This is a genomic window from Hominimerdicola alba 8 (assembly GCF_000178155.2).
Lineage (GTDB): Bacteria > Bacillota > Clostridia > Oscillospirales > Ruminococcaceae > Hominimerdicola > Hominimerdicola alba_C.
Window position 1 is genome coordinate 1 of sequence record NZ_ADKM02000135.1, and the last position, 13,208, is coordinate 13,208.

The 13,208-nt window shown below is 46.6% G+C and carries 15 protein-coding genes; 3 read left to right on the forward strand and 12 right to left on the reverse strand.

What is annotated here, in order from left to right; all coding sequences use genetic code 11:
• Positions 1 to 21: 21 nt before the first annotated feature.
• The 11 genes from CUS_RS18060 to CUS_RS18110 form a co-directional block, all read right to left on the reverse strand.
• Positions 22 to 2,427, reverse strand: a complete 2,406-nt coding sequence (locus CUS_RS18060; RefSeq protein WP_002853568.1) for an endonuclease MutS2 — start codon at positions 2,425 to 2,427, stop codon at positions 22 to 24.
• Positions 2,428 to 2,447: 20 nt separating this feature from the next.
• The gene (gene recO, locus CUS_RS18065) at positions 2,448 to 3,203 is read right to left on the reverse strand and encodes a DNA repair protein RecO (protein WP_002853581.1); all 756 of its coding nucleotides are present in this window, start codon (positions 3,201 to 3,203) and stop codon (positions 2,448 to 2,450) included.
• A gap of 134 nt (positions 3,204 to 3,337) precedes the next feature.
• Positions 3,338 to 4,234 carry a GTPase Era gene (gene era / locus CUS_RS18070; protein ID WP_002853573.1) on the reverse strand — a complete coding sequence of 299 codons (897 nt, stop codon included), beginning with the start codon at positions 4,232 to 4,234 and terminating at the stop codon, positions 3,338 to 3,340.
• A 1-nt stretch (position 4,235) separates the two neighbouring features.
• A complete protein-coding gene (locus CUS_RS18075) occupies positions 4,236 to 4,703 on the reverse strand; it encodes a GNAT family N-acetyltransferase (RefSeq protein WP_002853547.1) in 468 nt (155 codons plus the stop codon).
• Complete coding sequence (locus CUS_RS18080; RefSeq protein WP_002853502.1) at positions 4,704 to 5,090, reverse strand: hypothetical protein; 387 nt, start codon at positions 5,088 to 5,090, stop codon at positions 4,704 to 4,706.
• On the reverse strand, positions 5,077 to 5,604 hold the full coding sequence (locus CUS_RS18085) for an NUDIX domain-containing protein (protein WP_002853559.1): 528 nt from the start codon (positions 5,602 to 5,604) through the stop codon (positions 5,077 to 5,079). Before CUS_RS18085 ends, CUS_RS18080 begins: the two co-directional genes overlap by 14 nt.
• Position 5,605: 1 nt before the next feature.
• Positions 5,606 to 6,079 carry a diacylglycerol kinase family protein gene (locus CUS_RS18090; protein WP_002853539.1) on the reverse strand — a complete coding sequence of 158 codons (474 nt, stop codon included), beginning with the start codon at positions 6,077 to 6,079 and terminating at the stop codon, positions 5,606 to 5,608.
• A complete protein-coding gene (gene ybeY / locus CUS_RS18095) occupies positions 6,063 to 6,575 on the reverse strand; it encodes an rRNA maturation RNase YbeY (protein WP_002853570.1) in 513 nt (170 codons plus the stop codon). Before ybeY ends, CUS_RS18090 begins: the two co-directional genes overlap by 17 nt.
• On the reverse strand, positions 6,562 to 7,539 hold the full coding sequence (locus CUS_RS18100; RefSeq protein ID WP_002853572.1) for a PhoH family protein: 978 nt from the start codon (positions 7,537 to 7,539) through the stop codon (positions 6,562 to 6,564). Before CUS_RS18100 ends, ybeY begins: the two co-directional genes overlap by 14 nt.
• A 91-nt stretch (positions 7,540 to 7,630) precedes the next feature.
• A complete protein-coding gene (locus CUS_RS18105) occupies positions 7,631 to 8,869 on the reverse strand; it encodes a sporulation protein YqfD (RefSeq protein ID WP_002853526.1) in 1,239 nt (412 codons plus the stop codon).
• A complete protein-coding gene (locus CUS_RS18110; protein WP_002853579.1) occupies positions 8,850 to 9,149 on the reverse strand; it encodes a YabP/YqfC family sporulation protein in 300 nt (99 codons plus the stop codon). The genes CUS_RS18105 and CUS_RS18110 overlap by 20 nt, the downstream gene beginning before the upstream one ends.
• A gap of 74 nt (positions 9,150 to 9,223) precedes the next feature.
• Here CUS_RS18110 and CUS_RS18115 point away from each other — a divergent pair, with 74 nt between their 5' ends.
• From CUS_RS18115 to CUS_RS18125, 3 genes are all read left to right on the forward strand, one after another.
• Entirely contained in the window at positions 9,224 to 10,282 is a 1,059-nt protein-coding gene (locus CUS_RS18115) for a hypothetical protein (RefSeq protein ID WP_002853578.1), read from the forward strand.
• Between the two features lie 72 nt (positions 10,283 to 10,354).
• Complete coding sequence (locus CUS_RS18120; protein WP_002853528.1) at positions 10,355 to 10,567, forward strand: hypothetical protein; 213 nt, start codon at positions 10,355 to 10,357, stop codon at positions 10,565 to 10,567.
• A 91-nt stretch (positions 10,568 to 10,658) separates the two neighbouring features.
• Positions 10,659 to 11,162: a putative ABC transporter permease gene (locus tag CUS_RS18125; RefSeq protein WP_002853507.1), complete on the forward strand. Its 504-nt coding sequence runs from the start codon at positions 10,659 to 10,661 to the stop codon at positions 11,160 to 11,162.
• Here CUS_RS18125 and asnB read toward each other — a convergent pair.
• On the reverse strand, positions 11,119 to 12,960 hold the full coding sequence (gene asnB, locus CUS_RS18130; protein ID WP_002853548.1) for an asparagine synthase (glutamine-hydrolyzing): 1,842 nt from the start codon (positions 12,958 to 12,960) through the stop codon (positions 11,119 to 11,121). The genes CUS_RS18125 and asnB overlap by 44 nt on opposite strands.
• Positions 12,961 to 13,208 lie beyond the last annotated feature (248 nt).

Here is a 13,208-nt window from a genome sequence, read left to right on the forward strand (position 1 = left end):
ATATGGTACGGAACGTTTTTTTTACTTCAGTTCTATGACAGTTACGCCGTCTTCGCCCTCACCGTAAACACCCGGTCTGAATGACTTTACTGACGGGTGTCTGCGCAGATGGTTCCTGATGGCGTTTTTCAGCACGCCTGTGCCTATACCGTGTATAACAGTTACCATGCTGACACCCGACATTACGCAGTTGTCGATGAAGCTGTCCATCTCGTGTACACCCTCGTCGCTGGCGTAGCCACGTATGTCAAGCTCGGTGGAGAAGCGCCTTGTCATGCGGTTCTCAACACCTTTTGTCGAAACGCCTCTCGGCTTTTTCTTCTGTGGCTGAGGTGTCTTGACAGGCTGTTTCTTCTCAACAAGCCTCAGCTTTTTTACATCTATCTTGGTCTTCATGATGCCTGCCTGCACGAAGCACATGCCCTTGTCATCGGGCGGTGTGACAACTATGCCGTTGCGCTTTGTGTCGGTTATCAGCACCGTGTCACCCTTTTTCAGCGGTCTTGGCAGAACATAATCATCATCTGCCTGCTCGGAAACGGGATTGGCTTCCTTGTACAGCTTGTTCATCGTTGACTTCTGCTTATGCCTTGCGTCAATGGCTTTCTGGGTGAATCCACTTTTCTCCTTTTCTTTGCGGAGTTGGTCGAGTTCGTCCACCAATGCCTGAGATTCGCGCTGTACGCGGTTTACTATGTCGCTCGCCTGACGCCTTGCTTTTTCAAGTTCGTTCTCCTTTTCATCGTAGAACTTTTTGCGCTGTTCTTCAAGTTCATTTCTCAGCTTTTCTGCTTCTGCACGGTACTTTTCGGCAAGCCTGTTGTTCTCTTCCAGCTGTATGCGTGCCCTTTCAAGATTGTCGATAATCGTTTCAAAGCGCCTGTTGTCCTCTGAGATAAGACCCTCCGCATAAGCGATTATATCATCGTCGATACCCAGATTTTTCGAGATGGCAAAAGCGTTAGACTTACCGGGTGAACCTATCACCAGCTTGTAGGTTGGCTTCATCGTTTCAACATCAAACTCACAGGAAGCGTTCTCCACACCGTCGGTATCAAGAGCGTACAGCTTTATTTCCTGATAGTGAGTAGTGGTCACTACAGTTGCACCGAACTGCCTGAGCCGCTCTATTATCGAAACAGCCAGCGCCGCACCCTCAACAGGGTCAGTGCCCGAACCCAACTCGTCTATCAGCACAAGACTCTCGCTGTCAGCCTTTTCAAGTATCTCTCTTACATTGCCCATGTGCGAAGAGAATGTGGAAAGACTCTGCTCTATCGATTGTCTGTCACCTATATCGGCAAGTATCTTCTTGTATACAGATATCCTGCACCCGTCAGATGCGGGTATCAGCAGACCGCACATGGTCATCAGTGTCAGCAGACCAACTGTTTTCAGCGTGACAGTCTTACCGCCCGTGTTGGGACCTGTTATGACCAGCACGTTGTAGCTTTCGCCTGAACTGAAATTTATCGGCACTACCTTGTTTTCATCTATCAGCGGGTGACGCGCCTTGTTCAGCACGATAACGCCGTCATCAGATATTTCGGGGTTGACAGCCCTCATCTTCGCACCGAGATTTGCCTTTGCAAAGTACAGGTCAAGTTTCACCGCCGCATCATAGCTTGATTCTATCTGCGGCTGCATCATAGCACATTCTTTCGAGAATTCAGTCAGTATGCGGTGTATCTCGTCCTGTTCTTTTCCTTGTAGTATGCGTATATCGTTGTTTGCTTCAACGACCGATATAGGTTCTATGAACAGCGTTGAACCTGTTGCGGAAGTGCCATGTACCAGACCGCCCACATTCCCCTTGAACTCAGTCTTTACAGGCACAACGAAGCGCCCGTCACGCATTGTGACTATCGACTCCTGCAAATACTTCTGAGTTGACGGCGACTTTATCATCTTATCAAGAGTTTCGCGTATTTTCAGACCTGCCTTTGCTATCTTGTTCCTTATAGAACGAAGTTCGGGGCTGGCATCGTCAGAAAGGTTCTCGCTGTCAAGAATGGCAGTTTCCAATCTCTGCCACAGTGACTTGTTCGGGAAAAGCTGTTCAAACAGGTATGAAAGGGGAGTGCTTTTGTCCTCAGCCTGTTCAAACCAGCGTGTAAGTTCGTTGGTCTGTCCAAGAACTTTCTTTATCTCCAGCAGTTCCCCCAGTGAGAGCGTACCTCCCGCTTTTGCCCTGTTAAGACTGGCAGAAACGTTATTTATGCTGTAAAATCCGGGAGTGCCGTATTTTATGGACATCTCCAGCGCACTTGCCGTCTTTCCGACCTCAGTCTTTACCGTGTAAAGGTCATCTGACGGCGTGACAGCCAGTGCAGCAGCGCGGCTGTCCTTGCTTGAACACAGTGCCGAAAGCATTTCCAACACCTTGTCAAGTTCCAGTATATCGCAGTTTAAATTATCTGTATTCATATTTATGTATGTTTCCTCACTTATTTCATCATCTTATAGAATTCCAGTGTGCTGAACCTGTGTTTGAAATGGCAGGCTATGAACCTTTCTGTGAAAAAGTTCAGTTTTTCCAGATATCTGTCACTGATCTTGAAATAGAAAAGCCTCTCGTAGTCGGTCAGCGCTATGAACCTCACCAAATACAGCATGGTCTTATCCAGCGCCATAAGCCCACGGTTTTCGGCATCTTGACAACAGTCAGCACATTCAAGGCAATTACGGTCAAAGTCAAAATACATCGGTTCGCTCTCGTAACTAAAGCAATTTGCACAGCCAACTAAACCGGGTCTTAGCCCTATCTCGCAAAGCAGCCTGAACTCAAATACGCATTTAAGAAGTTCGGGATCCATTTTATCTTCATTCAGAAAATGCAGACTGTTCAGCGCCAGTCTGAGCACCTCAGTGTGGTCTTCACCCTCAGTTCCGCAGTATATCAGCATTTCGGAAAAATATGCCGCCAGCGCAACTTTTTTCGCATCCAGCCTTATATTATAAAACAGCTTGACAGGCTCGCTGCTGTTGAGATAGCGGCTGACCTGTCCCTTTGCGTTTCTTTTTTCTTCAAAGCATAAAGTCGAATAGCTGAGTGCCTGCGTTGATGAAGCGGTCTTGCCGCTCTTGCGTCCGCCGCGCACGTAAATGTAGATAACGCCCAGTTCGGCTGTCAGCACGCATATCGACTTGCTTGATTCACCGCTGTCGATCTCTTTCAGCACCAGACCTTTTACTGTCGTCATCTTCACCATTCCTTTCAGCTTTTGCGTAAGCAAGATAATCTTCTATCCTGCCGCTTTTACAGAATTTCTCCCACAGTTCCATGCAGACCACCATCCTTTGAGGATATTATCTGCAACAGCACACTTTTTATACATTATGAAAGTCCGAAATTCTTTATCATGCCTTCGCGGTTACGCCATCCTTCTTTTACCTTGACCCAGCACTGCAAATTGACTTTTATTTGGAAAAACTCCTCCAGATCGGCTCTTGCGTCCTGTCCTATCTTTCTAAGCATATTGCCGCCTTTGCCTATGATTATGCCCTTGTGGGACTCCCTCTCGCAGTAGATGGTGGCTGTGATATCGAGTATGGCTTCGCCGTTCCTGTCCTCGCGTTCACCCAGCTGTTCAATGGTGACAGCAACACCGTGAGGCACTTCATCGTTCAGGTTTTTCAGAGCCTTTTCGCGTATCATCTCAGCCATTATCACTTTTTCGGGTTGATCTGTGAACTTGTCGTCGGGGAAGAAGTGCGGACCTTCAGCGGCATTCTTTTCGAGTATATCCATGATGATATCAAGCCCGTCATTTTCGGCAACGCTTATCGGCACGACTTCTTCAAAATCATACAGCGCCGAATATTCCGCCAGTTTAGCGATGACATCTTCCTTGTTATCCAAAAGATCTATCTTGTTAAGCGCCAGTATCACTTTGCTCCTGCCGCCTTTGAAACTCTGTATCAGGCTTTTTTCGTTGTCTGATATCTTCTTGGTGCAGTCGCACATAAGTATTATCATGTCAACGCCCGCAATGGTCTCATTGACAGTGTTCACCATATGTTCGCTAAGTTTGTTTTTAGCTTTGTGCATACCCGGTGTGTCCATAAAAACAAACTGAGTTTCACCCTTTGTCAGCACACCTGTTATTTTGGTGCGGGTGGTCTGAGGTTTGTCGCTGACAGCAGCTATCTTCTCTCCCACAAGTGCATTCAGCAGAGAAGATTTGCCTGCATTTGCTCTGCCCGCTATTGTAACAAAAATATTTCTTGTCATTTTAAATATCCTTTACTCCCTTAGTCATTATGTCATAGCACAAGCGGTCGCCGCCGTCACATAAGACGACTTCATAGCCGACCGCTTTGTACCCTCTTTTCAAATATATAGACTTTGCCGCCAGCGACACGCATAGCTTTGCCTCATCATAGCTTCGGCTTATCATATCCTCTGCAAAGTCCAGAAGCGCTCTCCCGCAGCCCATTCCCTGATATTTCGGAAGTACGAACAGCCTGTCTATCTCGTCTTCGCTGACAGTCACCGTTCCTAACGCGGCATCATTTTCATTTACTGCAAGAAAGCATCTGCCGCACGCGATGTCGCCCATGATAGCTTCATCACAGTGATGTTTCAGGAAAAATTCGACTGCACCTTTTGGGTAGTAGTGGGGGTATATCTCTTTGATAGTTTCGTGTGTTATCAGTTTTACAGTTTCAAAATCATCTATCGCTGCCTTGATTATCTTCATTCAGTGTCCCTCGATATTATCCCAAAAAGGTGCTAAAGTCACGACCCTGAGCATATAGTCGCCGTTTTCTTTGACAGTCAGCTGAAAGCTATCATAATTTTGCTTTAAAGCCTTTTCAATGTCATTCTCATCAAGCCCTGACGAAAATGTGACCTCAGAAACGCAGTCAACATGGTTTCCGTTTCCCGTATTTCCTGTCCACGAGTATTCGTCAGTTATTTCGGCATCTGTCACCACTGTTGTCAGGGTACGTTTCAGATCTGATGTCTGCCTGCCTGTGCTGATATGATTAACGCATGCTCCGACTATCTCGATAATAATATAAAGGCAAACGAGAACGAATGGCAGCATCAGCACACATAAGCCTATCCTTTTAAGTACTTTCATTTTCGGATATTTTCCTCGCCAGTTTCAGCACAGGGACTTCTCTTTCAGCGATAAGCCTGCCCACCTTTGAGCATCTGCATCTTTCATACTCCGCTTCCGCTTCATCAAAAGTGAGCCGCAGGATCGAAAGGTGAAAATCGTTGGTCTCTTCCGCAGTCAGCATTCTTTCGCCAAAGCTGACAGCCCTGCACAGGAAATAGTTATTGATATTGTGTCGGTGTATGAGATTATAGTAGTCGCTCACAACGCCCAGCCTGCAAACGACCTCTGCCTGAGCGCCCAATTCCTCGCGGAGTTCGCGCAATATTGCCGTTTCAAGGCTCTCGCCTTCTTCTACACCGCCGCCCGAAGTTTCTATAAGCGCAGCTTTTCCGAATTCATCATCTCGTTCTGCCCTTACAAAATACAGCATGCCATCGTCATCAAAAACTATCGCTCGTGCGATAATTCTGTCATGGTCGATGTAGTCGAGTGCCCACTCATTATCGTTCAGGCTTAGTTCCAGTTCTTTCATTTCACTTTTCTCCGTTAAAGCAGACGAACACCCAACAAAACCACAATGCCGCATAGACCGCCGCCGCGATGACAGCCGCAGGCTTGTCTGCAAAATAAGCGAATATCTCGTTTATCCTAGTCAGAAAGACCGCGCATGCCACGCCTACAGCACCAAAGCAGAACACCAGTACCGCTCCGGCCGCGCAGTCTTTTGCTGCACCGGCTTTCTCCGAGCGTTCGCCTTTGCATGCCAGGTCAACGGTATATTCTATCGCTGTGTTGACAGTTTCCAGCGCCAGAACTCCGCCCACTGTCAGCATAAGCGCCAGCGCTTCACTGCGGCTGACGCTGCATATCGCAGCCAGTGCCGCCACAGCACCCGCAGCCCCGATGTGGAAACGCATGTTGCGTTGTGTGCGTATGCACCGCCATAGACCGCTGAAAGCATAGCCGAAGCCTTTTCCGAATTTTTTCAGGCTATTCTTTATGCTCATGCTCCTCAACAAAAGTCTCATCACGCGAGATGCCCAGCTGTTCAAGGATAGCTTCTTCCTTTTCACGCATTATCCTCTCCTGCAAACTGCTTTCTTCATGGTCGTAACCCAGCAGGTGCAGCATCGAGTGAACAGTCAGGAAACCGACTTCACGCTCCAGAGAATGACCGTACACCTGTGCTTGTTTTGTGGCAGTTTCAAGGCTGATGACTATGTCGCCCAGCAGAGAAGCACCTGTTTCGTAATTGATATCATATACGCCGTCCTCACCCAGAGGAAAACTCAGTACATCTGTAGAGCGGTCGATATTGCGGTGTTCTTTGTTCAACTCGTGTATCTGGCTGTCATTTACGAAAGATACCGATACCTCAGCATCGTTGCCGAAACTCTCATATTCCAGCACAGCATGGCAGCAGCGCCTTACCAGCATTCTTATCCCTACAGGTATCTTGACCTCAGTCTGCTCATTAGAAATTAAAACTTTAACTTTGCCCATTGTTTTTTCCATTCCTTTTCGAGTATTTTTCGTATGCCAGGATTATATCCTGCACGAGTTTGTGGCGGACAACATCTTTGTCCGAAAATCTGTTTATCTTGATGTCCTCAACATCTTTGAGAACGTTCATCGCTTGTATAAGACCTGAGCGCCTGTTGTCAGGCAGGTCTATCTGTGTGATATCACCTGTTATGACTATCTTAGAATTGAAGCCAAGTCTTGTCAGGAACATCTTCATCTGCTCATTTGTTGTGTTTTGCGCTTCATCGAGTATTATGAATGCGTTGTCGAGGGTACGACCGCGCATATAAGCCAGCGGCGCTACTTCGATGCACCCGCGTTCCTGCTGTCTTGCAAAGGACTCAGGTCCCAGCATCTCAAACAGTGCATCATACAGCGGTCTGAGGTAAGGGTCTACCTTGTTTTGCAGGTCACCGGGCAGAAAGCCCAGTTTTTCGCCTGCTTCCACCGCAGGTCTTGTCAGTATTATCTTCTCGACCTCATGTGCTTTGAAAGCCTTTACAGCCATCGCCACCGCAAGATAAGTCTTGCCTGTACCGGCAGGACCGATGCCGAGCACGATGGTGTTTTTGCGGATAAAGTCCACATATCTTTTCTGACCCAGTGTTTTCGGTTTGATTACTTTACCTGTTATGGTGACACATATGCCGTCATCACTGAGGTTTTGCAGTTCATACTGTCTGCCCTCACGCACCAGAGCAAAAACATACCTGATGGTCTGTTCGGACAGCTTTTCGCCTTTGTTTATCATTGTTATCAGTCCGTTGATGGCTTCACATGCGTTGAACACGCCCTGCTCGTCCCCCGTGACTTTGATATCTTCTCCGCGCCCCAGCACCACGACATTGTATTCCCTTTGTATCAGGTTGACATTTTCATCGTAGCTGCCGAAAAGACTCAGCATAGTGTCCATGCTGTCAACAGTTATCGTTTTTTCTGCCATTTATTTACACTCCGCTCAGTTTAGCATTTTATCATAAATCATTATACCACATTTTTTAAGTAAATGCAACAAAAAAAATCAATTATTTTCACTATCTTGCACATTTTTTTTCTTGGCTATTTTCATCTGTTGGAAGTATGTATGCGGGTATGAAAAAGTCGCTCTCTTTGCAGATTTCTCCGTATAGTTCGTAGGTCACGGTCAGTCTTACACTGTCTTTATTTACCTCTTTGCGGCAATTCTTGTTTTTTAGTTCATAATTTTTTAGGAAATTCTGCTCATATCGGTATGCTGACTTCTCAGCAAGCGCAAAGGCTTCTTCTTCATTAAGCAGCTGACTGCGCATATCAAATTCCCGAAGACATATCTCGGTGTGACCGAAAGGCAGTCTGAATCCGCCTATCTCGGGAAAATCCTGCTTTTCATACTCAGTTTCGTACCAACCATCGGGGACTTTTGCAAACATCGGTATCTGTGCGCTGAAAATGTTGATGAAGTGCAGTTTTTTCTCTGTTCCTGTCAGCGACTTTACTTCTGTATCAAAAGGCTGTTCAAACTCAACAGTTCGTGTGAAACTGCCGCGCACTTTGCCGATGCTTCTCACATATCTTGTCTTTCTTGTGACATGTTCACCGTCGGCTGACCACTCGGAATTTTCGCTGACTATCTTACCGCTGACCACGATATCTCCCTTTGTGACACCGCTGCCTATACATTTCATCAACTGACCGTCCAGCAGTTCGACCTCTTCGATAACACCGTCCTCACATGCCACCAGATGGCATGGCATACCCACATTGAACCCTTTTTCAGCCTCAACAGCTTCTATTACATCTACCGATATCCCCGCACCGGTACGCGAAATGCCTATCCATGCGGCTTCATCTATCTTCTGTTTGAGCGATCGTTCTTCAAGCACAAGGTCGAGTTCGGGTATATAAGCACCGGCAGTGAAACCGTCTTCCTTCAGTACATCAGTTATCCTGTCCCGCAGGGCAGTGTCAGTGGTGTCTATGTCTATGCGCAGTATCACGTTCGAGTAATATCCTATAAGCAGGGCTGAAAGTATCGTCCCGAAGATGATCCCCGGATGCTTGGTCAGCTTTTTGTAAAAGCGGAGTATCCCGCGCACGCCCGTACGCTTTGGCTGATATCCCGCAGCTTTGCAGCAGCGCTCGAATCGCAGGCAGTATTCAAGTGAAACGCATATCCTGATCTCGCCCGAAAGCTGTTTCATATCACTGTATACAAGACCCTCGCGTGTAAGCATACGGAACAGCTTTGCAAAGCTGTCGCCGGTGATGACATACTCAATGCTTCCCAGAGTCATTATCCCGCCTCCTTACACCGCGCGATACCAGTCTGACCTGTTCTATCAGCCCCCTTACTTCCACACAACCCTCAGCATATGAACTCAGACTCAGCCCGCTGCCCCAGAATTCTATCTCAAAGCTGCCTGTCAGCAGCCGCACACAGACCTCTGTGCATTCAGATATCTGCCTGCAATTTTCCACCAGCGCCGAACTGTTATCAACTATTTTTATGTATGAACTCAGGCAGAGCAGTTCGCGCGTTTTGCCAAAAAAACTAATATCAGGAGTCTTTCCCATGATCGATATCCCTCCTCACAAGTATATTATATTGCAGCTTTGCTCCGCATATACTTGTCTTGGGAGGAATGACCATGAAATATTTACGTTCGCTTGTGTTGTGTACAGTACTGACAGTCCTTACCGCAGGACTCGCCATTTACCCCGCCGAAGTTTCTGCCGCTGTCAGAGAAGCTGTCATGCGCTGTCTTAATATTCTCATACCATCGCTATTTGCATTTATGACAGCTGCGTCGATGCTTGCCGAAAGCGGCAGCGCGGCACTTCTGGCAAAACCTTTCAGCCTTGTTTCAAGGTACATATTCAGGATGCCCGAAAGTATCTTCGCAGCTATGCTCATCAGCTTTATAGCAGGATATCCTGTCGGAGTCAAGCTGGTATCTGACATGCTGGACAGTGGAGAACTTGACTCACATTCTGCCAAACTTGCCGCAAGCTTTTGCTACTGTGGAGGACCTGCTTTCTACAGCGGTGCGATAGGTCTTGCAGTTTTCGGCAGCAGACAGGTGGGGGTGCTCATTTTTCTGTCTGTTATTCTGGCAGACCTCTGTCTTGCTTTTGCAGTGTGCAGGTTTTCTGAACTGAATGTTTCCCCCAGAAAAGACAGGTCTGAGAAATGTTCTCTTCTGGTTGGTTCCATCAACTCAGCAGGAAGATCTATGGCGGCTGTCTGCCTGACTGTAGTGTTTTTTTCAGCAGTCATGGCTCTTGTGGAAGCAAGCGGACTTTTTGCTGAGATATCGCGAATTTTCGGGCTTTCAAATAACGGTATCGCCATCGTAAAGTCATTCATCGAGATAACCTCACTTGCAGAACTGAACGGTTCACCTTACGGACTTCTGCCTCTCATATGCGCGGCGTGTTCCTTTGGCGGGATATGTGTCGTGATACAGCTGTTTTCTCTTAAAAGCAAAGAACTAAGCCTGTTAAGTTTTATTGAACTAAGACCTCTTGCAGCGGTTCTGTCAGCGGTGTTCTGCAAAATACTTCAGCCGCACCTGATAGACAAGGCAGTTTCTGCCATATCTGTGAATAAGTCTTTGTTGAATATAAACAATTTTGCTGCGTCAATATGTTTGATATTGATGATTTTTCTACTGAATTTTAAGAAAACTCTAGTATTTTCAGAGTGAGTGTGCTATAATGTAAATAATATCGAAACTCAATATAATTTCAATCTTTTTCGCAAAGGAGTTGCATAGATAATGGCAAGAAAAAGTTTCTTCGGTAACAAGATCACTCCCTCATGTTCATACTGCAAGTTCGGTAACCGTTCTAAGGAGGGTAATAAGGTGCTTTGTGAGAAGCAGGGTCTTGTAGACGCCGATTACGCCTGCAAGAAGTGGGATTATGACCCCATCAAGCGCATTCCCAAGAAGCAGCTGAACATTCCAAATCAGGAAGATGACATAATCTGATACCGATAAGGCGGGTACTACCCGCCTTTTTTATTTGCATAAATCCTTGATCTTCTGCCCATGCTTTTACTGTGTGACAGGGGGTGCGGCAATGATAAGATTCTGGAAGCTGTTTGCTGTTGCTGCTTTCGGTGCACTGGCTTACGGTGCAGTCGAGGTGGTCGAACGCGGCTATTCCCATATCTCTATGGGTCTGCTGGGGGCGGCTGCGATGGTGGTCATCCACGAACTTAACGGTGAGCGCCGCGCAGGCAGGCTCGGACTCATTTCATCTGCTGTCATATCAATGTTTTTCATAACCTCAGGTGAACTGCTGGCAGGTGAGATACTAAACCGTCATCTTGGCATGAAGATCTGGAATTACCACAGTATGCCTTTCAATTTTGACGGTCAGATCTGCCTGCGCTATTCGCTGGCATGGCTGGTGCTTTCGTTTTTGGGAATGGCGGCAGATGGATTCCTGCGCAGGTTCATATTGTGTGAAGTTTCAAAAAGGGCAGACCCGCACAGGTCTGCCCGTAAATATATTCGGTTCAGAAAAGTTCAGAAAATCAGTTTTTCAGTCCCTCACCGAAATAAACATCATACCAGATAAGGAAGGTGAAAACTGTCCATATCTTGCGTGAGTAGTCGTATTTCTCTTCGCGGTGTGCATCAAGCAGTTCAACAAGTGCTTTGGTGTTGAAGAATTTCTCTGCCACAGGTGAGGTAAAGCTGTTCTTGACAATGTTGTAATACTTTTCTTCCCTAAGCCATACCCTTGTGGGTACAGGGAAGCCCAGCTTTTTCTTGTTGGCAGTCTGCGGCGGACATGCTTTCAGCGCCGCGATACGCATGGCATACTTGGTATTCTCTTTGTTGACGCGGTATTTTTTTGGTATCTGCTGTGCAAGTTCCATCACACGTCTGTCAAGGAACGGCACTCTCAGTTCCAGCGAATGTGCCATCGACATCTTGTCTGCCTTAAGCAGAATATCGCCTGTCATCCACAGATGCAGGTCGAGATACTGCATCTGTGTCACCTGATCCTGATCGCGTACTTTGTCGTAGAAAGGCTTTGTTATAGCCATAGCATCAGGGGCGTTTGTCTTTATCCTGAGTATCTCTTTACGCTCTTTTTCCGAGAAGATATATGCGTTGCCGATAAATCTCTCGTCAAGGTCTTTTGAACCGCGTATCAGATAATTGACACCGTGTTTGTGGGGAAGTTTTTCTGCCACAGCGCCCACACCTTTTCTGAGTGCGCGGGGAAGTTTGAAATAACCTGCCATGTCATCCGGGTTGTGGTAGATGTTGTAGCCGCCGAATATCTCATCGGCACCCTCACCCGAAAGCACTGCCTTGACCTGTTCGCTCGCAAGTCCGCATACGAAGAAAAGCGCTATCGCCGCAGGGTCAGCCAGCGGTTCGTCCATGTGGTACTGTATCTTTTTAAGATTGTCCCAGTATTCTTCGGGAGTGATGACCTTTGAGTAATTCGCTTTGCCGATGTACTTTGAGAATTCCTTTGCATAGCCTATCTCGTTGTATTTTTCGTCCTCACCGAAACCTACGGTGAAAGTCTTGTCAACATCAGCAACAGCCGCCACATAGCTTGAATCTACGCCGCTTGAAAGGAATGAACCAACCTCAACATCAGCGAATTTGTGTGCATCAACAGAATTTTTGAAGGTATCTGATATCCTCTGTACCCATTCTTCAAGGTCGGGCGAGTTGTCGGCGTTGAACTTTACTTCCCAGTAACGGCGTACTTTCAGTTTGCCGTCCTTGTAAGTAAAGCAGTGTGCCGCAGGCAGTTTCCTGACACCTTTAAAGAAAGTGTCTTCGGTGGGGGAGTACTGGAAAGTAAGATATGTTTCCAGTACATCGGTGTTAAGTTCTTTTTTGAATGCAGGGTGGTCAAGAAAACTCTTTATCTCGCTCCCCCACATAAAAGTTCCGCCCATTTCGGCGTAGTAAAATGGCTTTATGCCGAAAAAATCTCTTGCGCCGAACAGTTCGCCCGTAACCGTGTTGTAGATTACAAAAGCAAACATTCCTCTCAGCTTGTCGAGAAGACTTTCGCCCCACTCTTCATAGCCGTGTATAAGCACTTCGGAATCAGTAGCGGTGTAGAATTGGTGTCCCGCCCTGACTAATTGTTCACGCAGTTCTTTAAAATTGTATATCTCGCCGTTGAAAGTCAGCACAAGCGTCCTGTCCTCATTGAAAATGGGCTGACTGCCCACATCGCTCAGGTCGATTATTGAAAGCCGCCTGAAACCCATAGCGATATTATCATCTATATATTTGCCCTCAGAATCGGGTCCGCGATGCTTTATCCTGTCCATCATCTTTCCCAGCACATCATCAGCGTTGGTGATCGAGTTAGTAAAGCCTACTATACCACACATGATCTGTCCTCATTTCATAAAAGTTTCGGTATTGATTTATCAGATGAAATCTTCGGCTAACGAAGTATCATCATTATATTGCGGGTGTAACATTACTTTAAAACATATTATACACCCCCTCGATCCGATTTGCAATAGTGATTTTGTAAATTTAAACAAACATTGATGCACAAATTTGTCTAAATAGCTTTGGTTCACTGATTTTTACGGTAGTTTTTGAATAATTTGTCATGGGGTCTTGCAAAATC